The sequence below is a fragment of the Janibacter indicus genome, assembly GCF_900176385.1.
Classification (GTDB): Bacteria; Actinomycetota; Actinomycetes; order Actinomycetales; family Dermatophilaceae; genus Janibacter; species Janibacter indicus.
This window is the reverse complement of sequence record NZ_FWXN01000013.1, coordinates 1-19,095: the sequence shown is the minus strand read 5'-3', so window position 1 is coordinate 19,095 and position 19,095 is coordinate 1. Positions and strand designations below refer to the sequence as shown.

Annotated in this window: 15 protein-coding genes and 1 pseudogene; 12 read left to right on the top strand and 4 right to left on the bottom strand. The window is 70.8% G+C overall.

The features are described from left to right. Positions 1–134: 134 nt before the first annotated feature. Complete coding sequence (locus tag B9B60_RS15045) at positions 135–2,570, top strand: lamin tail domain-containing protein (RefSeq protein ID WP_084452677.1); 2,436 nt, start codon at positions 135–137, stop codon at positions 2,568–2,570. 103 nt (positions 2,571–2,673) lie between these two features. Further along, positions 2,674–3,099: a peptide-methionine (R)-S-oxide reductase MsrB gene (gene msrB / locus B9B60_RS15040; protein ID WP_084452796.1), complete on the top strand. Its 426-nt coding sequence runs from the start codon at positions 2,674–2,676 to the stop codon at positions 3,097–3,099. Between the two features lie 103 nt (positions 3,100–3,202). Here the strand turns inward: msrB and B9B60_RS15035 are convergent, their stop codons facing one another. The 3 genes from B9B60_RS15035 to hemG all read right to left on the bottom strand — a co-directional run bounded on the left by B9B60_RS15035 (position 3,203) and on the right by hemG (position 6,452). Continuing rightward, positions 3,203–4,114, bottom strand: a complete 912-nt coding sequence (locus B9B60_RS15035; protein ID WP_084452675.1) for a type IV toxin-antitoxin system AbiEi family antitoxin domain-containing protein — start codon at positions 4,112–4,114, stop codon at positions 3,203–3,205. A 206-nt stretch (positions 4,115–4,320) separates the two neighbouring features. Then, a complete protein-coding gene (hemQ, locus tag B9B60_RS15030) occupies positions 4,321–5,040 on the bottom strand; it encodes a hydrogen peroxide-dependent heme synthase (RefSeq protein WP_072624474.1) in 720 nt (239 codons plus the stop codon). Continuing rightward, entirely contained in the window at positions 5,037–6,452 is a 1,416-nt protein-coding gene (gene hemG, locus B9B60_RS15025; protein WP_084452673.1) for a protoporphyrinogen oxidase, read from the bottom strand. Before hemG ends, hemQ begins: the two co-directional genes overlap by 4 nt. Positions 6,453–6,580: 128 nt before the next feature. Between hemG and B9B60_RS15020 the strand changes: the two genes are divergently transcribed. Continuing rightward, positions 6,581–7,567, top strand: coding sequence for a DUF4349 domain-containing protein (locus tag B9B60_RS15020; RefSeq protein ID WP_159451226.1), 987 nt, complete (start codon positions 6,581–6,583; stop codon positions 7,565–7,567). A 12-nt stretch (positions 7,568–7,579) separates the two neighbouring features. Here the strand turns inward: B9B60_RS15020 and hemE are convergent, their stop codons facing one another. Next, on the bottom strand, positions 7,580–8,632 hold the full coding sequence (gene hemE / locus B9B60_RS15015) for a uroporphyrinogen decarboxylase (RefSeq protein ID WP_084452669.1): 1,053 nt from the start codon (positions 8,630–8,632) through the stop codon (positions 7,580–7,582). A 63-nt stretch (positions 8,633–8,695) separates the two neighbouring features. Here hemE and B9B60_RS15010 point away from each other — a divergent pair, with 63 nt between their 5' ends. From B9B60_RS15010 to B9B60_RS16995, 9 genes and pseudogenes are all read left to right on the top strand, one after another. Then, positions 8,696–9,277: a DUF3000 domain-containing protein gene (locus B9B60_RS15010; protein ID WP_084452667.1), complete on the top strand. Its 582-nt coding sequence runs from the start codon at positions 8,696–8,698 to the stop codon at positions 9,275–9,277. Continuing rightward, a complete protein-coding gene (locus tag B9B60_RS15005) occupies positions 9,274–10,506 on the top strand; it encodes an HRDC domain-containing protein (protein ID WP_084452665.1) in 1,233 nt (410 codons plus the stop codon). Before B9B60_RS15010 ends, B9B60_RS15005 begins: the two co-directional genes overlap by 4 nt. Positions 10,507–10,863: 357 nt before the next feature. Then, positions 10,864–12,075: a thiolase family protein gene (locus tag B9B60_RS15000; protein ID WP_084452664.1), complete on the top strand. Its 1,212-nt coding sequence runs from the start codon at positions 10,864–10,866 to the stop codon at positions 12,073–12,075. Positions 12,076–12,077: 2 nt separating this feature from the next. Beyond that, entirely contained in the window at positions 12,078–14,150 is a 2,073-nt protein-coding gene (locus tag B9B60_RS14995) for a 3-hydroxyacyl-CoA dehydrogenase NAD-binding domain-containing protein (RefSeq protein ID WP_084452662.1), read from the top strand. 145 nt (positions 14,151–14,295) lie between these two features. Continuing rightward, positions 14,296–14,467: pseudogene (locus B9B60_RS17000) on the top strand (transposase); the annotation flags it as partial. Positions 14,468–14,634: 167 nt separating this feature from the next. Further along, positions 14,635–15,903, top strand: coding sequence for a glucose-1-phosphate adenylyltransferase family protein (locus B9B60_RS14990; RefSeq protein ID WP_084452660.1), 1,269 nt, complete (start codon positions 14,635–14,637; stop codon positions 15,901–15,903). A gap of 155 nt (positions 15,904–16,058) precedes the next feature. Next, on the top strand, positions 16,059–17,912 hold the full coding sequence (nhaA, locus tag B9B60_RS14985) for a Na+/H+ antiporter NhaA (RefSeq protein ID WP_084452658.1): 1,854 nt from the start codon (positions 16,059–16,061) through the stop codon (positions 17,910–17,912). A 253-nt stretch (positions 17,913–18,165) separates the two neighbouring features. Next, positions 18,166–18,351, top strand: a complete 186-nt coding sequence (locus tag B9B60_RS14980; RefSeq protein ID WP_143445614.1) for a hypothetical protein — start codon at positions 18,166–18,168, stop codon at positions 18,349–18,351. 186 nt (positions 18,352–18,537) lie between these two features. Next, positions 18,538–19,095 (top strand): transposase (locus B9B60_RS16995; protein ID WP_234993891.1); only part of this gene is annotated, 558 nt, incomplete at its 3' end.

Genomic DNA, 19,095 nt, shown 5'->3' with positions numbered 1-19,095 from the left:
CCGACGAAGGGGGGCGGCTCCCCCCTTCGTCCCGTCGGGTGATCGTCACGCGACGTTCACCCGCTCGCGCTGCGCGCAGCACCCTGCGGTTCTAGTGTGCCCGTGGCCACACCCACCCCTTCCCAGGAGCCCACATGCCCTCCCGTCGTCGCCGTGCCCTCGCGGCACTGACCATCGCGCCGCTCGGCCTCACCGGCCTCGCGGTGCTTGCCCCCAGCGCCTCCGCCGCCTCCCCCGACCTCGTCATCTCCGAGGCCTACGGAGGCGGTGGCAACTCGCGCGCGACGCTGCGCAGCGACTTCGTCGAGCTCGCCAACCGCGGCCAGGCCGACGTCGACCTCACCGGCTGGACGCTGCGCTACTACTCCGCCAGCGGCACGACGCCGCAGACGACCTCGCTGAGCGGCCAGGTCTTCGCCGGCGGGCGCTACCTCGTCAAGCAGGCCGACGGCGCCAACACCTCGCTGCCCGCGCTGCCGACGCCGGACGCCACGGGCACGGTGCCGATGTCCTCCTCCGGGGCCCGCGTCGAGATCGTGCGGCCCGACGGCCAGGTCGCCGACCGCCTCGGCTGGGGCGCGGCCACGACCGCCGAGGGCGCCGCCGCCGACGCGACGAGCAACGAGACCTCCGTGGCGCGCACCGACGTGTGCGTCGACACCGACAACAACGCCGCGGACTTCGCGGTGGGTGCTCCGACGCCGCAGAACTCCTCGACCCCGCCGGTCGTCTGCGAGCCCGACGACGGCGAGGAGCCGCCCGTCGACGAGCCCGAGACCATCGCCCAGATCCAGGGCCGGCACCACCTCTCCCCCTTCGACGGCGCCAAAGTCAACGGTGTCGAGGGCGTCGTCACCGCCGTCTCCTCCTCCGGCTTCTGGCTGCAGAGCACGACGCCGGACGACGACGACGCGACCTCCGAGGCCGTCCTCGTCTACACGCGTTCGGCGCCGGCCGTCGCCGTGGGCGACACGGTGACCGTCGACGGCGTCGTCGACGAGTTCCGCCCCGGTGGCTCCAGCGGCTGGGACAACCTCACGACGACCGAGATCGTCTCGCCCGTGGTGACGAAGACCGGCACCGGCGAGGTGCCCGAGCCGGTCGTCCTCGGCGAGGACCGCACCGCGCCGCAGCAGACGATCGAGGCCGAGGACCCCAAGAGCGTCGAGTACGACGATGCGGCCTTCCGCCCCGACCGCGACGCGATCGACTTCTACGAGTCGATGGAGGGCATGCAGGTCGGTGTGCGCGACGCCGAGGTCGTCGGGCCGACCGGCTACGAGATCCCCGTCGTGCCCGGCAGCGCCGTCGAGGCGACGCGGTCGTCGGCCGGTGGGGTCGTCTACGGCGGCTACGACCAGCCCAATGCGATGCGCGTGCTCGTCGACGACGTGCTGCTGCCGAGCGGCTCGCTGCCCGACGCCGACGTGCGTGACCGGCTGCCCGGCCTGGTCGCCGGGCCGCTCGACTACTCCTTCGCCAACTTCAAGCTGCTCGCCACGCAGGTCCCGACCGTCGAGGACGGCGGGCTCGAGCGCGAGGTGACCCAGCCGCAGCACGACCGGGAGTTGTCGGTCGCCTCCTTCAACGTCGAAAACCTGGCGCCGGGCAACGACCAGAGCAAGTTCGACCGGCTCGCCGGTCAGATCGTCACCAACCTGCGCAGCCCCGACGTCATCGCCGTCGAGGAGGTCCAGGACAACAGCGGCCCGACCGACGACGGCACCGTCGACTCCTCGGCGACGACCGACAAGCTCATCGCGGCCATCGAGGCCGCCGGCGGGCCCACCTACGAGGCCCACTGGGTCGACCCGCAGGACAAGGCCGACGGTGGTCAGCCCGGCGGCAACATCCGCAACGTGCTGCTCCACCGCACCGACCGCGGCATCGACTTCGTCGAGCGCAGCTCCGGCGCCGCCGACCACGCGACGAGCGTCGCGAAGGACAAGAAGGGCCCCTACCTCACCGAGTCGCCCGGTCGCGTCGCGCCGTCGTCCGAGGCCTTCGCCGACTCGCGCAAGCCCCTCGTCGGCGAGTACCGCTTCCGCGGTGAGCGCGTCTTCGTCGCCGCCGTGCACTTCAGCTCGAAGGGGGGCGACGACCCGCTCTTCGGTCGCTGGCAGCAGCCGGTGCGCTCGAGCGAGGACGCCCGTCACGAGCAGGCGCGCGAGGTGCGGGCCCTGGCCGACGACCTGCTGGCTGCCGACCCGCAGGCCAAGTTCGTCGTCGCCGGTGACGTCAACGACTTCGAGTTCAGCGAGACGAGCGACATCCTCGCCGACATCGTCGAGGGCTCGGGCACGACAGCGATGACCGACCTGCCGCGCACGCTGCCGGCGTCGGAGCGCTGGACCTATGTCTACGACGGCAACAGCCAGGTGCTCGACCACACCTTCGTCTCGCCGGCGCTGGCGACGCTCGACTCGAAGAAGAAGAACGCCGGACCCTTCCGCCCCGGCACGGGGCACCGACCGGCCTTCACCTACGACATCGTCCACACCAACTCGCCCTTCGCCGACCAGGACAGCGACCACGACCCGCAGGTCGTGCACCTGGACCTGAAGAAATGAGCTGATCTCCCTTCGCCCCACGGCGTGCGACGGCCCCCGGATGATCTCCGGGGGCCGTCGCGTTGCATGATGAGCAGACCGATCGACGAGGAGCCTGACGATGATGGAGCCCACCGGCCGCGACTACGCGGTCACCAAGTCCGACGAGCAGTGGCGCGAGGAGCTGTCGGCCGACGAGTTCTCCGTCCTGCGGGCCGCGGGCACCGAGCGGCCCTTCACCGGCGAGTACACCGACACCAAGACCGAGGGCGTCTACGCCTGCCGCGCCTGCGGCAGCGAGCTCTTCACCTCGGACACGAAGTTCGACAGCCACTGCGGCTGGCCGAGCTTCTACACCCCGCTCGCCGAGGACCGGGTCGAGTACATCCAGGACGACTCGCTCCCCGGCCGCCCCCGCATCGAGGTTCGCTGCGCCAACTGCGGCAGCCACATGGGCCACGTCTTCGAGGGCGAGGGCTACGACACCCCGACCGACCAGCGCTACTGCATCAACTCGATCTCGATGACGCTGCGGCCCGCTCAGGGCTGAGGGGCTGGTACCTCACCCGCCCCACGATTTCCGGGTCACCCGAGAAACTGCCCCTTCGCAGGAGTTTGAAACTGCTGCGAAGGGGCAGTTTGTCTTGTCAACCTCAGGCGGCCGCAGCGAGGGCATCCCGGACCGCGCGCACGATGCGCTCGGCGTGGAAGAGGTCAGCCCAGGTCACGCGGATGACGACGTAGCCGAGGGACCTGATCCGGTCCTCGCGCTTCTTCTCCCGGAAGAGCGCATCGGGCCCACCATCCGTGTACTTGACCTTGCCGTCGAACTCGAGGAGCACGTGGGTGCCCTCGATGCCCAGGTCGACACGGGCGACGACCACCCCGTCACCGTCGGCGATGCGCACCTGCGAGTCGACGCGGTAGCCGGCACCATTCAGGATCGCGCGAGTGACGCTCTCTCCCAGCGACTCCGCCCGCCCATCGGACCAGGCAATGGCGCATCGAGCCCGGGACGAGCGGGGCCACGCGGCGATCTCGCCCAGCGCCGCCTGCAGCGCGTCGGTGTCCGTGGCGCCGGTGTGCAGGGCCGCGTCGATGGACGCGATCCCAGCCGGGATGCCGTGGTCCATCGTCAGCTGGAGGAGCGAGGTCGGCAGATCCGTCGCCGGCCCCCAGTCGGTCTCCACCGACGCATGACGAAGGGGGCGGATCCGCAGCTGCGCAGTCCGCGCCTCCCTGACGATCGGTCGCGCAATGTCCCCCGGCAGCGCCGGCACCTCGAAGAGCGGGATGCCATGAGCGGCGACGGCGGGCGCTCCGACGAGCACGGCGTCCTCGTAGGAGCGCAGTGCTGCGCGGGCCACGAGGTGACGCTGCTCGTCGACGGTGAGAGGGCCGGGTGACGTGTACACACCACGACAGACCCGGACGATGAGCCGACGGTGTACGGCGGCGGCGATGACGCGGTCACGCACCCCCGCGCGCACGGCGTCCTGGCGCGTGAAGAGACCGTCGGGCAGCCGCAGCAGATCGGCGAAGAGGTCGCTGGTGACGTCGATCATGGGACCACGGTGCTGGTCCCGCGGCCCGGCTGACCCTCCCTTCGTCCGGCTGTGGACGAGCGTCACACGGCACCGAAGGGTGTGGACGCGGCCGGCTCAGCAAGAGAAACTGCCCCTTCGCAAGGGTTTCAAACCCTTGCGAAGGGGCAGTTTCTCGGGTGACCCGGAAATCGTGGGGCAGGTGGGACCTGAGCCGCCGCGCCGCGTCAGCGCAGGCCGGCCACCAGGGCCTCGACGCTCACGCGCGGGCCGGTGAAGAAGGGGATCTCCTCGCGCACGTGCAGGCGCGCCTTGGAGGCCCGCAGCTCGCGCATGAGGTCGACGATGCGGTGCAGCTCGTCGGCCTCGAAGGCGAGAATCCACTCGTAGTCGCCGAGGGCGAAGGCAGGGATGGTGTTGGCGCGCACGTCCGGGTAGTCCTTGGCCATCGCCCCGTGCTCGGCGAGCATGAAGCGGCGGTCCTTGTCGTCGAGGACGTACCAGTCGTAGGAGCGCACGAAGGGGTAGACGCACACGTAGTCGCGCGGCTCCTCCCCCGCCATGAAGGCCGGCACGTGGCTGCGGTTGAACTCCGCCTGACGGTGGACCGCGGCGTTGGACCACACCGGGTCGAGGTGCGCGCCGAGCTCGGTGCGCAGCAGTCGCTTGTAGGCGTCCTGCAGCAGCTCGATGTCGTCGGCGTGCCACCACACGAGGATGTCGGCGTCGGCGCGCAGGCCCGCGACGTCGTAGACGCCACGGATGCGCACGCCCCCCTCGGTGAGCTCCGCGAAGAGCGCCTCGACCTCCTGCGTGATCGCCGCGCGGTCGTCGTCACCGACGGGCGTCACGAGCGCGAAGGCGCTGAACATCGCGTAGTGCACGCTGCTGTTGATCGCCTCGAGCTGCTCGCGCGTGGGCTTGGCGGGGACGGGCCGGGTGGTCATCGGTGCTCCTGTCGAGGGGTGGACGAAGGGGGAAGTGCGTCGAGGATCGTCGTGGCCGTGGCGGCGGCCCCGGTGAGGACCGCGCCGATGCCCACACCGTCGTAGGCCGCCCCGGTGACCTCGATCCCGGGCAGGTCGGCCACCGCGGCGCGGACCGCGGCGACCCGCTCAGTGTGCCCGAGGTCGTACTGCGGCAGCCCGCCGCCCCAGCGCTGCACGTGGTGGTCGACCGGCGTGGGCAGCGGCGAGCCCACCGCCTCGCCGATCTCGGCGAGCGCCGCGGCGACGAGCTCGTCGTCGTCGCGCTGGAGGGAGGCGACCTCGCCCGCGCGCCCTGCCGAGGCGCGCAGCAGGACGACCTCCCCGCCGGCCTCGCGGACCCAGGCCCACTTCGAGGCGCTGAAGGTGCTCGCCTTGATCGCCGTGCCCTCGACCGCCGGCACGAGGAAACCGCTGCCCGGAAGCTGCGGCGTGGTGGCCGCGGGCAGCGCCATCGTCATGACCGCCATCGAGGCGTACTCGATGCCGGCGAGCGCGGACGACCCGGCCGGCGCGTGGCCGGCGAGCAGGCGAGCGGTCGGGGTCGCGGGCGTGGCGAGGACGACGTGGTCGGCGTCGTGGACGACGGGCGCGGTGGTCGCCCCGGCGATGACCTGCCAGCCGGTGGGCGTGCGCTGCAGGCGCCGCACGAGGCTCCCGGTCCGGATCCGACCGCCGGCGGCGACGACGGCATCGGCCAGGGCGTCGGCGAGCCCCCCGATGCCCCCGCGCAGCCCCATGACGCGTGGTCGCGGCGGGGTCCCCGGCGGCGGGAGCAGCCCGTCGACGGCCTCGGTCATCGACCGGCCGTCGGCGAGCGCCGCCCACAGCAGCGGCATCGTCGCGCGCAGCGACAGGCGGTCCACCCGCCCGGCGTAGACGCCACCGAGGAGCGGCTCGACGACCCGGTCGACGACGGCACGGCCGTGGACGGTCGCGACCGCCTCGGCGACGGTGACGTCGTCGCGGTCCACGACGAAGGGGGTCGGCTGCGTGGCGCGGGCGACCTCCCCTTCGTCGAGGAGACCGGAGGGGTCGCAGTCGTGACCGGGGACGCCCATGAAGGTGCGGGCCGGCACCGGGTGCCGTCGGCCGCGGGACCAGATCGAGGCGGGCACCGGCTCGGGGTGGACGATCCGGTCGGCCAACCCCAGCCCGGTGACGAGCTCTCGGGCGGCGACGCTGCTGGCGACGACCGACTCGGCGCCGACGTCGACCCGCACACCGCCGACCTCCTCGCGGCGGACCTTGCCACCGGGGCGGTCGCCCCCGTCGAGGACGGTGACCTCGAGGTCGGGGCGGGAGCTCAGGAGGTGGTGGGCCGTGGCCAGACCGGCGAGTCCGCCACCCACGACGACGACCGAAGGGGGCATGCCCCCACTCTCCCACCGCCGCCCGCGTCGGGAGGAACCGGCCCGCACGGAACCGTCCGCACGGCGGCCCCGTCACACCCATGACAGCGAAGGGAGCAGACCCGACGCACGACGCAGGGGTGATCGAGATGAGCAACACACGAGGGACGACACGGTGGACGACGGCACGCTGGGCGGCGCTGGTCGCCGCGGGCGGGGTGACCCTGGCGGGCTGCGCCGGCGGTAGCGACAGTGGCAGCGACGTGGCACCCAGCATGTCCACGACCCAGAGCTCCGGGGACGGGCAGAGCGAGTCGGCCGCCGGTGGAGCGGCGCCGGGCTCAGCGCAGGACGCGTCAGGGCGGGACTCGTCAGGGCAGAGTGACCAGCAGCGGTCCAGCCACAAGGCATCGGACACGACGCCGGCCGGGACGCACGTGGCCCGTTCCGCGGAGCTGTCGCTGACCGTGGGGGACGTCGACCAGGCCAGCGCCAAGGTGCGCTCGACGGCCAGGCGTGCCGGCGGCTATGTCTCGAGCGAGGACTCGCGGGCTGATGACGGGTCGCGCGGCGACTGGGCGGAGATCACCGTCACCGTCCCCGTCGACGAGCTCGACGCGACGATCACCAAGCTTGCCGACGTCGGCGAGGTGACCCACCGTTCGGCCGAGGCGGAGGACCTCACCTCGCAGTACACCGACACCGACGCCAGGGTGCGCACGATGACCGCCTCGGTGGAGCGACTGCGCAAGCTCATCGACTCCGCCGACGACCTCGACCAGATCGTCTCGCTCGAGAGCCAGCTGTCGACGCGCGAGGCGGACCTCGAGGCGCTGAAGAGCCAGCAGAAGTCGCTCGAGAAGCGCACGACGACGGCCCCGATCACAGTGAGCCTGACGACCGAGGACGCACCGGCCGACGAGCCCGAGGAGGAGCGCACCGGCTTCCTCGCCGGGCTGGGCTCCGGGTGGTCGGCCTTCACCGACGCACTGGCCGTCGGCATGACCGTGCTCGGCGCGGTGACCCCCTTCGCCGTGACGCTGGCGATCCTCGGAGCGCCGCTCGTGTGGTGGGTGCGCCGCCGTCGGGCGGCTCGTCCCGCAGCCACGCCTGCGACCCCGACCGCGGAGGCCTGAGCCCCGAGCGGCTCAGCGCGCGCTGACCTCGTGGACCAGCTCGACGACCCGGGTGAGGACCACGGGGTCGGTGTCGGGCAGGACGCCGTGGCCGAGGTTGAAGATGTGGCCGGGGGCGGCCCGGCCCTCGTCGAGGATGCGCCGCACCTCGCGCTCGACGACCTCCCAGGGGGCGAAGAGCAGCGCCGGGTCGAGGTTGCCCTGGACCGGCTGGTCCCCGCCGACCCGCTCGATGGCCTCGGCGAGGTTGACGCGGTAGTCCACGCCGATGACCTCGGTGCCGGCAGCGGCCATGTCGGGCAGCAGCTCGCCGGTGCCGACGCCGAAGTGGATCCGCGGGACGCCTGCGTCGGCCAGCGCGGCGAGGGTCGCCTGGGTGTGCGGCAGGACGTAACGGCGGTAGTCGGCCTTGGAGAGGAAGCCGGCCCACGAGTCGAAGAGCTGCAGGGCGCTGGCGCCCGCCTCGACCTGGACCTTGAGGAAGGCGGCGGAGATCTGCGTCAGCCGGGCGCACAGGTCGTTCCACAGCTCGGGGTCGCCGTGCATGAGCGACTTGGTCAGCTCGTGGTTGCGGCTGGGCCCGCCCTCGATGAGGTAGGAGGCGAGGGTGAAGGGGGCACCGGCGAACCCGATGAGCGGGGTCGGGCCGAGCTCGAGGACGATCCTCCGGACCGACTCGGCGATGTCGGGGATCATGTCGGCGGTCAGCTCGGGGATCCGGTCGAGGTCCTCGCGGGAGGCGAAGGGCTCGTCGAGGACCGGTCCGACGCCCGGCTCGATGTCGATGTCGACGCCGGCGGCCTGCAGGGGGACGACGATGTCGGAGAAGAAGATCGCGGCGTCGACCCGGTGTCGGCGCACCGGCTGCAGGGTGATCTCGGTGACCAGGTCGGGCGTGCGGCAGGTCTCGAGCATGTCGGTGCCGCGTCGGACCTCGCGGTACTCGGGAAGCGAGCGACCGGCCTGGCGCATGAACCACACCGGGGTGTGCGAGACGGTCTCCCCGCGGGCCGCGCGGACCAGGGGGCTGTCGGAGGGCGAGGCAGAGGTGGTCACGGGCCGCATCCTCCCATGCCCGTCCGGCGTGCCCTCCCGCGCTGGCGGCCGTCGGCGACCTACCCTCGCAGGGTGGCCACCCGAGAGATCTCCGACGCCCAGTCGCCGGACTTCGCGCACGCGCTGCGCAGCCTGCACGAGTCGCGGCTGCGCCCCGAGGTGCGCCTGACGGAGGTGCCCGCGCCCAGCCGCCTGGCACCCCACGCCGTCGCCATGACCGCCGACATCTTCGACGCCTCCGACGGCGAGGACCTGGCGACCGGGCGCTTCGTGCTGCTGCACGACCCGAGCGAGCCCGAGCCCTGGGGCGGCGCGTGGCGCGTGGTGACCTTCGCCCGGGCCGAGCTCGAGCCCGAGGTCGCCGGTGACCCGATGCTCGGCGCGGTCGGCTGGTCCTGGCTCACCGACGCGCTTCAGGCGCACGGGATCACGCCCGGCAACCTCGCCGGCACCGTGACCCGGGTCGTCTCCGAGTCCTTCGCCGACCTCGAGGAGCGCGAGCCCGACGTCGAGATGGAGATCCGCGCGTCGTGGACCCCCGCCGACTCGGCCGTCGGTGTGCACCTGCAGGCCTGGGCCGACATGCTCGGCACCGTCGGCGGGCTCCCGCCCCTGCCCGCAGGCGTCACGGCTCTCCCGGGGCGCCGCCGGTGAGCGACGAGCCCGTCACGGACGAGGCAGCGGAGGCGCCCGCTCCGCTGCCGGTGCTCACCGAACCCGCCGAGGGCGTCCCGCCGGTCATCACGAGCGAGTCCGAGCTCGACGACTGCGCGGCGGCGATCGCCGCGGGCGTCGGACCGGTGGCGCTCGACGCCGAGCGTGCGTCCGGATATCGCTACGGGCAGAGCGCCTACCTCGTCCAGGTACGTCGCGAGGGCGCCGGGACCTGGCTCATCGACCCGGTGACCCTGCCCGACCTGACACCTCTCGACCGGTCCATCGGCACCGGTGAGTGGATCCTGCACGCGGCCACCCAGGACCTGCCCTGCCTGCGCGAGGTAGGTCTGGTGCCACGGCAGATCTTCGACACCGAGCTCGCCGCGCGCCTGCTCGGGCTCCCCCGCGTCGGGCTCGCCGCCGTCATCGAGCACTACCTCGGCATCAGCCTGGCCAAGGAGCACTCCGCGGTCGACTGGTCGACCCGACCGCTGCCCGAGCCGTGGCTGCGCTACGCGGCGCTCGACGTCGAGGTGCTCGGCGAGCTGCGCAACCTCATGGGTGCGGACCTGGCGTCCCAGGGCAAGGGCGAGTGGGCGCGACAGGAGTTCGAGGCCCTGCTGTCCTGGCGCCCGGCCGTCAAGGAGGACCCGTGGCGACGCACCTCCGGCCTCCACAAGATCCGTCAGCCGCGCGTGCTCGCGACGGTGCGCGAGCTCTGGTACGAGCGCGACCGCATCGCGCGCGACCGCGACACCTCGCCGGGTCGGGTCATCCCCGACACCTCCCTCGTCGACATCGCCCTCGCCGACCCGCACGCCCCCGCTGACCTGCCTCGCGGCCACCGGGCGATCCAGCGCAGTCAGCGGGCCTGGCTCGACGCTGTGGCCCGGGCCCGCAAGCTCCCCGACGCCGAACTGCCGCCGGCCTCGGTCAAGGCCGACGGCCCTCCCCCGCAACGCTCCTGGCCCAGCCGCGACCCGCTCGCCGCCGAGCGGCTGGCCACCACCCGCGAGACCCTCGGCGCCTTCGCCGAGGCACACACGGTCCCGATCGAAAACGTCTGCTCCCCCGACCCGCTGCGCCGGGTCGTGTGGAGCCCGCCGGCCGAGCGCACCCCCGCGGCCTTCGCCGCCGCCCTCGCCGACCTCGGCGTGCGCCCCTGGCAGCGCGAGATCGTCGCCCCGATGCTCGCCGACGCCTTCGCCGCCCACCCCGACGCCTGACGGGCACCCGCGGGGTCGCGACCCCGCTTCCGGTAGAGGTTCCAGCGACCGGATAGTCGGACGCGCTTACCTCGACCCGGCAGTCGAGGGCGGCCCGCGGGAGCGGGTGGAGGTACCAGCGACCGGATAGTCGGACGCGATCACCTCGACCCAGCAGTCGGCGGGTGAGGGGCAGGTCGGAGGGCACCGGGGTCTCGAGGCTCGGCCGTGGAAGGCCTCCCACCTCGACCAGCGAAGGGGGAACGTGGGCGGGGTCACGCGAGGCGCACCTGTCGCAGGTGAGCAAGCGCTTAGTAGCCTCAGAGGCGTCGGGTGGAACCACCCGGCTGCTCCTGCACCACGACAGAGAGGCCCACCGTGCCCCGCACTTCACGCGAGGTCGTTTTCGTCGACGGCGTCCGTACGCCCTTCGGCAAGGCCGGGGAAAAGGGCATGTACGCCCAGACCCGCGCCGACGACCTGGTCATCAACTGCATCCGCGAGCTCATGCGCCGCCACCCCGAGCTCCCGCCGGAGCGGGTCGAGGAGGTCGCGATCGCGGCGACGACCCAGATCGGCGACCAGGGCCTGACCCTGGGCCGCATGGCGTCGCTCCTGTCGGGCCTGCCCAACACCACCCCCGGCTACTCCGTCGACCGCATGTGTGCCGGCGCGATGACCGCGGTGACCAACATCGCCGGCGCCATCTCCTTCGGCTCGATCGACGTCGCCGTCGCCGGTGGCGTCGAGCACATGGGCCGCCACCCCATGGGTGAGGGCGTCGACCCCAACCCGCGCGTCGTCGCCGAAAAGCTCGTCGACCCGTCCGCACTCGTCATGGGCAAGACGGCCGAAAACCTGCACGACCGATACCCCACGCTCACCAAGGAGCGCTCGGACGAGTTCGCCGTCAACAGCCAGCGCAAGCTCGCGCAGGCCTACGAGGACGGCAAGATCCAGCCCGACCTCGTCCCGACCGCCACCCGCCACGCCGACAAGGGCTGGGGCCTGGCCACGGCCGACGAGCCCCCGCGCCCGCAGACGACGCTTGAGTCCCTGCAGAGCCTGAAGACCCCCTTCCGCCCGCACGGCAAGGTCACGGCCGGCAATGCCGCCGGTCTCAACGACGGTGCCACGGCCTGCATCCTCGCGGCCGAGGAGACCGCCCAGGAGCTGGGCCTGCCCGTCGGCATGCGCCTCGTCGAGTTCGCCTTCGTCGGCGTCGAGCCGGAGGTCATGGGCTACGGCCCCGTCCCCGCCGCGGAGAAGGCTCTGGCCAAGGCCGGCCTGACGATCGACGACATCGGTCTCTTCGAGCTCAACGAGGCCTTCGCCGTGCAGGTGCTCGCCTTCCTCGAGCACTTCGGCATCGCCGACGACTCCGACAAGGTCAACCGCTACGGCGGCGCCATCGCCACCGGGCACCCGCTCGCCTCCTCCGGCGTGCGCCTCATGACGCAGCTGTCCCGGCAGTTCGCCGAGGACCCGAGCGTCCGCTACGGCATGACCGCCATGTGCATCGGCATCGGCATGGGTGGCGCCGTCATCTGGGAGAACCCGCACCACGCCGACTACGGCAAGGAGAACTGAGCATGAGCGAGCCCAAGCCCGAGGTCGTCACCCGCGCCCTCGTCCAGGACGTCCAGCTCCCCGCCGACGGCGGGACGCTGGCCCTCGTCACGCTGGACAACGGCCACGACCACACCAAGCCCAACACCTTCGGCCTCGAGGGCATGGCCGGCCTCAGCGCCGCCGTCGCGACGCTGCAGCAGCGCGCCGAGGCCGGCGAGATCGTCGCGGTCGCCGTGACCGGCAAGCCCTTCATCTTCGCGGTGGGCGCCGACCTGTCCGGAGTCCCGGGTGTCGCCTCCCGCGAGCAGGCCCTCGAGATCGCCCGCGCTGGCCACGCCGCGTACGCGGCGGTCATGGACCTTCCGGTGCCGACCTTCGCGTTCGTCAACGGTGCAGCGATGGGCGGTGGCGTCGAGCTGTCGCTGGCCTGCGACTACCGCACGATGAGCAAGGCCGTGCCGGCGATCGCGCTGCCCGAGGTCTTCCTCGGCCTCGTCCCCGGCTGGGGCGGCTGCTACCTGCTCCCCCGCCTCGTCGGCCCGGAGAAGGCCCTCAAGGTCATCGTCGAGAACCCGCTCAACACCAACCGGATGCTGAACGGCCCGGCCGCGGCGAAGCTGGGCCTCGCCGACGCGCTCCTCGACGGCGCCGACTTCCTCGAGCAGTCGATCATCTGGGCCGCCGGTGTGCTCTCCGGCGAGACGAAGGTCGAGCGCGAGCCGGTGAACGACGACGCCGCCGTGTGGGAGGCCGCTGCCGCGGCCGCCACGCAGCTGGCCGACGCGAAGACCGCAGGAAAGTCCCCTTCGCCCTACCGCGCCATCGAGCTCGTCAAGGCCGCGCGCACCGCCGAGCGCGATGCCGCCTTCGCCGCCGAGGACGAGGCCCTGGCCGACCTGCTCATGGGTGACGAGCTGCGCGCCGGGCTGTACTCCTTCGACCTCGTGCAGAGGCGCGCGAAGCGACCTGCCGGCGCCCCCGACAAGGCGCTCGCGCGCCCGGTCGGCAAGGTCGGCATCGTCGGCGCCGGCCTCATGGCCAGCCAGCTGGCGATGCTCTTCATCCGCTCGCTCAAGGTGCCGGTGGTCATGACCGACCTCGACCAGGAGCGGGTCGACAAGGGCGTCGCCTATGTCCACGGCGAGATCGACACCTCCCTCGCCAAGGGCAAGATCACGCCGGACAAGGCCAACCAGCTCAAGGCCCTCATCACCGGCTCCACGAGCAAGGAGGGCTTCGCCGACGCCGACTTCGTCATCGAGGCCGTCTTCGAGGAGATGGGCGTCAAGAAGAAGGTCTGGGCCGAGGTCGAGCAGGTCGTCACGCCCGAGTGCGTGCTCGCCTCCAACACCTCGTCGCTGTCGATCACCGAGATGGCGTCCGAGCTGCAGCACCCCGAGCGGGTCGTGGGCTTCCACTTCTTCAACCCGGTCGCGGTCATGCCGCTGCTCGAGATCATCCCGGGCGATCGGACCGACGACGCGGCGCTGGCCACGGCCTTCGCCACCGGCAAGGGCCTGAAGAAGACCTGCATCCTGGTCAAGGACAGCCCCTCCTTCATCGCCAACCGCCTGCTCGGCCGCTTCATGGGCGAGTTCTCGAAGATCGTCGACGAGGGCACGCCGGTCGAGGTCGCCAACGAGGGCATCGCGGGCCTGGCCCCGATGCCGCCGCTGGTCCTCGTCGGCCTCGTCGGTCCGGCGATCGCGCTGCACAACAGCGAGACGCTCCGCCGTGAGCTCGGCGAGCGCTTCTACGTCTCGCCCAACCTCAAGGCACTCGTCGAGGCCGGCAAGCGCTCCTACGACGACGAGGGCGCGGCCGAGCTGCTCACCGCCCCCGAGTCGCCGGTCGAGCTCACCGCGCAGCAGGTCCGCGAGCGCGTCCTCGGCGTCCTCGCCGAGGAGGTGCGCACGATGCTCGACGACGGCGTCGCCCAGGCCCCGATGGACATCGACCTCGCGATGATCACCGGCGCCGGCTTCCAGTTCTGGAACGGTGGCCTCACGCCGCTCCTGGACCGTGAGGGCGTCTCGGAGAAGGTCACCGGGCAGCGCTTCCTGCCGAAGGGTGTGGCCAGCGTCCCGGCCTGATGCGTTGGCAGCATGACGAGGCCTGACCGGCTTCCGGCATGTCGAAGGGGAGGTCACGACGACGACCTTCGCTTCTCGTGGTCCTCGCAACTCCTGCGTCCGAGGAGTTGCGAGGACCACGGTCGTTTCGACGTGAAGAAGGGCCGAGGGCCCGGCGGTGACCAACGCCGTCGTGGTGATCGTCGTGGGCGTCAACGGCGACGGGCAGCGCGAGGTCTTGGACCTGCGGGTGGACACCGAGGAGACAGGCAGCATGGAACGAGTTCTTCGCCGACCTGACCGGGCTGACCGGGGTAGGCCCGGTCACCAGCGACGCCGCGCCGTCCGGGTCGAGGCGTTGCTGCACGCGGTGAACGACCAGGCCGACCCCTACCGCGGTCCAGGCACAGTTCAAGCCGTGCGATGCTGACGTTGTCATGGGACCTGGTGATGAGGTCCAGATGGGCATCTCGACCTAGACACTGTCGCGAGGGGACGTCATGAGATGAGTGCGGATCTGGGTATGTCGAGCGTCGTCCCCCTCTCCCGCATCCCGAAGATCGTCGGGGTCGTCCAGGCGGGTGGTCAGGGCTCCCGGATGGACGTCCTCACGCGTGAGCGCGCCAAGCCCGCCCTCCCCTTCGCCGGCAGCTACCAGCTCGTCGACTTCGCACTGAGCAACTTCGGCAACAGCGGCATCCCCGACGTGTGGGTCTCGGTGCAGTACGAGGCGTCCTCGCTCGACCGCCACCTCGCCGGTGGGCGGCCCTGGGACCTCGACCGCACCCGCGGCGGCTACCGGCGGCTCGTGCCGGAGGAAGGGCAGGCCAGCGGGTCCGAGGGCTTCAGCGCCGGCAACGCCGACGACCTGCTGAAGATGGGTGCCCAGCTGCGTGAGGCGGGCGCCGAGGTCGTCGTCGTGACGAGCGCCGACCAGGTCTACCGCCTCGACATGCGGGCCGTCGTCGCCCAGCACCTCGAGCGCGGGTCCGAGGCCACGATCGTCACCGTCGAGGTGCCGCTCGCGCAGGCCAAGCACAAGACGGTCGTCGACGTCGGCCGGGACGGCGTCGTGCAGGGGCTGACCGACAAGCCCACCGGCCCGCCGCACGGGACGATCGCCGCCGAGATCTTCGTCTACGACGTCCCGGTGCTGCTGCGCACGCTCGACGCGGTCCGGCACGAACGGGCGCAGGCCGACCCAGGGCTCACGGAGGGGATCGGCGACTTCCCCGACCGCCTGCTCCCGCGGCTCGTCGAGGGCGGGAAGACCCACGCGTACGCGCTCACGGGCTACTGGCGCGACCTCGGCCGCCCCTCCGCCTACCTGGCCGCGCACCGCGAGCTGCTGCGCGGACGAGTCGACGTCTTCGACGACCCGGCGTGGCCGATCCTCACCCGGTCGCCGGAGATGCCGCCGCCGATGATGCACGCGGGCAGCGTCGTCGAGGACTCGATGATCAGCCCCGGGTCGCACGTGCACGGCACCGTGCGCCGCAGCGTCGTCGGACCGGGCTGCGTCGTCGAGGCGGGAGCGGTGGTCGAGGACTCGGTGCTCATGCACCGGGTGCGGGTCGCGTCCGGTGCACAGGTCTACGCCTCGGTCGTCGACGACTCGTGCCGGGTCGGCGAGGACGCGCAGGTCGGGGCCCAGCCGAAGCGCTGGCCGCCCTCGGACTCCGCCGTCGTGCTCGTCGGTCGTGAGTCGCACGTGGCGAAGGGGGTCGTCCTCGAGCCGGGAGCCCGCCTCGAGCCCGGCACGACTGCGAGCTGAACGAGCCCCCACTCCTTCGGTGTTCCTGAGTCGTGGACTCCGCATAGGGCAGATGTCGTCACTGGCCCGTGTGCGGACCCGGGGACGCTTCGTGAAGCCCTGTGCTCACGCGAGCAGTGAAGGGTTCATGGGGCTGCTCTAGGTAGACTCCCCGCATGGAAACCACGGCACCAGGTCGCCTGGTTCCCGGTCACATTGCACGCAGTTTACGGACGGAGTCCGGATCGGCGATGTTTCTGGCGCTCGTGACCGTCATGGCGCTCGTCTGGGCGAACTCGCCGTTGTCTGAAAGCTATTTCGAACTGTGGCATCAGGAAGTCGGCTTCGATGTCGGCCCCGCCGGCATGCATATGAATCTGCATCATTGGATCAACGACGGCCTGATGGTGATCTTCTTCTTTGTTGTCGGATTGGAGGTTCGACAGGAGTTCGTGCACGGGACTTTACGGGATCGCAGCCGTGCTCAACTCGCTGCGATGGCTGGAGTTGCAGGTGTCGCTCTTCCGGCTCTGGTCTATGTGCTTGTCGTCAGCGTGTCCGGCGGGAGCGGACTTGGCGGATGGGGTGCTGTCGTCGGAACCGATACAGCATTCATGCTGGGCGCACTCGCCATAGTGGGTCCACGACTGTCTGGCCAGTTGCGTGTCTTCCTCCTCACCCTGACAGTGGTCGATGACTTCCTAGCGGTATCGATCATTGGAATTGTCTACAGCGATCAGATCAAGCTTGTCCCCTTGTCGATTGCTCTCGCCTGCCTCATCGGCTTGTGGGGACTCGGCCGCTCACAGCAGTGGAATGCCGCACCTTATGTGATCCTTGTGATTGTCATGTGGTTCGCCACTGTCTCTTCCGGGGTGCACGCCTCACTCGCCGGCATGCTCGCCGGTCTACTGATCCCCGCCTACCCCACTCAGCGCCAAGAGGTAGTCGCCGCCCGCCAGTTCTTCCGTGACTTCTGGCAGTCGCCCAGCGCCGCGTCGGCGCGCAGTGTCAGCCGTGGCCTGGCCCGGGGGATCTCGGTGAACGAGAGAATGCACGAAGTCCTTCGCCGCCCCACTGCACTGCTTGTCGTGCCGATCTTCGCTCTCGCCAATGCCGGCGTCGACCTCAGGGGTGGACTCCTGGCAGATTCCTTCGGATCATCCGTGACCTGGGGGGTCATTGCTGGCCTCGTACTCGGCAAGCTTGCCGGAATTGGCGTTGCCACTCTCCTGGCGGTCAGGATGGGCCTTGGTCGACCCCCGGAAGGAGTGGGTATGGGCAGCGTCTTCGGCGGTGCAGCACTTTCAGGCATGGGGTTCACCGTCTCTCTGCTCATCATCGGACTTGCTTTCGGCTCGACAACCGACCTCGGGCGACAGGCGACGGTTGGGGTGCTGGTGTCCATGGTGCTCGCCGTCGCCCTGGGCTGGTTGATATTCAAGATCGCCGCTCAGCGGTGGGGCGAGGAGAGTGCAGATCTCCCCATGGTGCTCGACCCCCCAGTCGACCCCGAAGTTGACCACATCCGCGGCCCTGAGGATGCCCAGCTGACGCTGGTCGAATACATCGACTTCGAGTGCGAGTACTGTGCACACGCCACTGGCTCCTGGGAAGATCTGAGTGGGCACTTCGGTCACGATCTTCGTTACGTCGTACGGCACCTTCCCCACCACCCACATGGGCCGCTGGCTGCAAAAGCATCTGAAGCAGCCGCGAACCAAGGCGAGTTCTGGACATGGCTCGACTACGTATTCACCCATCAGGACGCGCTCGAGCGAGAGCACCTTATTGGTTACGCGGAAGACCTCGGACTGGACGTCGATCGCTTCGTACAGGACATGGACGGCGAGGCCGTCGCAGAACGAGTCAACCGCGATCTCGTGAGCGCCGAGAACAGCGGAGCCCACGCCACTCCAACCTTCTTCGTCGAAGGTCACCGCTTGCTGGGCGACTATGACGCCCGGACGTTGACTGCGGCACTCGAGTCCAGCAGGCGCGGCACACGAACCCAGGTGGCCTCTGTCTGAGACGGATCGGGACGACACAGAGACTCGCTTATTCGTGATCTCGGCGGCCGCGGCGTAGTTTGCCAGAGGTCAGTCGGAGGGCCTCGCCGGGAAGGGCGATTACTGGCACATGACGCCCGCCCACGGTTGATAACGTGGCTCTTCGCGCTTGAGCGGGGTGCCCGGTAGTTGATGGGGCTCGTGGCCCCGACATGCTGTTGGTCTCTCACAACGCGACAACAGCGAGGCCACGAGCATGAACCAGGGTACGTCAGTGCTGCTCGGGCTGGAGGACGAGTTCACCGTCCTGCAGCTCGAACGAATCGATGCCGACACGGTGCGTGTCGTCATCGAGGTCATCGACCCGGAGGGCGCCTGCCCCGAGTGCGGGGTGCTCACCTCAAGGATCACGGAGCGGCCACTGGTTCGAGTCAAGGACTTGCCTGCCTCCGGCCAATGAACCGATCTGTGGTGGCTCAAACGGCGCTTGGTGTGCCGCGAACCGGCCTGTGGGACAGCGACATTCACGCAGCAGTCCCGCGCTGTGCCGGCACGGTCGCGGCTCACGACCCGGCTACGAGAGAAGATCGGTTCGGCGATCGCGTCGGGCAACCGCGCCGTCAGCGAGGTCGCTAGCGAGTACCAGGTGGCGTGGTCGACCGCGCACCGGGCGCTCATCGCACTGGCCAACCAGTGGCTGCCCGAGCCGGAACCCACCCGCGTGCTCGGCATCGACGAGACCCGCGCCCGGTCGGTGCGCTGGGTGCTCGAAGAGGCCGGCTGGACACGGTCGAACCCGTGGATGACCTCGTTCGTCAACGCCGACCCCACCCTGCCCGGGCACCTTCTCGGGCTGACCCCGGGCCGCTCCGGGGCGTGCGTGATCGACTGGCTCGCGCTGCAGACACCCGCGTTCCGGGCCGGCATCGACCTGGTCGTGATCGACCCGTCCGCGCCGTACGCGGGCGGGATCCGCACCGCCCTGCCGGACGCGCGGATCGCAGTCGACAAGTGGCATCTCGTCGCCCTCGCCAACCTCATGGTCACCCAGGTCCGTCAACGGATCACCCGGCAACTGCACGGCCGCCGCGGCACCGCCACCGACAAACTCTGGGCCAGCCGGCAACTGCTGCTCACCGGCTACGAGCACCTCACCGTGAAGCAAAAGGCCCCCGGTTCAACGCCGCCCTCGCCGCCGAGGATC

Coding starts and splice junctions, on each gene's coding strand:
- B9B60_RS15045 (WP_084452677.1), top strand. CDS start 135: ATGCCCTCCCGTCGTCGCCGTGCCCTCGCGGCACTGACCATCGCGCCG.
- msrB (WP_084452796.1), top strand. CDS start 2,674: ATGGAGCCCACCGGCCGCGACTACGCGGTCACCAAGTCCGACGAGCAG.
- B9B60_RS15035 (WP_084452675.1), bottom strand. CDS start 4,114: ATGATCGACGTCACCAGCGACCTCTTCGCCGATCTGCTGCGGCTGCCC.
- hemQ (WP_072624474.1), bottom strand. CDS start 5,040: ATGACCACCCGGCCCGTCCCCGCCAAGCCCACGCGCGAGCAGCTCGAG.
- hemG (WP_084452673.1), bottom strand. CDS start 6,452: ATGCCCCCTTCGGTCGTCGTCGTGGGTGGCGGACTCGCCGGTCTGGCC.
- B9B60_RS15020 (WP_159451226.1), top strand. CDS start 6,581: ATGAGCAACACACGAGGGACGACACGGTGGACGACGGCACGCTGGGCG.
- hemE (WP_084452669.1), bottom strand. CDS start 8,632: ATGCGGCCCGTGACCACCTCTGCCTCGCCCTCCGACAGCCCCCTGGTC.
- B9B60_RS14995 (WP_084452662.1), top strand. CDS start 12,078: ATGAGCGAGCCCAAGCCCGAGGTCGTCACCCGCGCCCTCGTCCAGGAC.
- B9B60_RS14990 (WP_084452660.1), top strand. CDS start 14,635: ATGAGTGCGGATCTGGGTATGTCGAGCGTCGTCCCCCTCTCCCGCATC.
- nhaA (WP_084452658.1), top strand. CDS start 16,059: ATGGAAACCACGGCACCAGGTCGCCTGGTTCCCGGTCACATTGCACGC.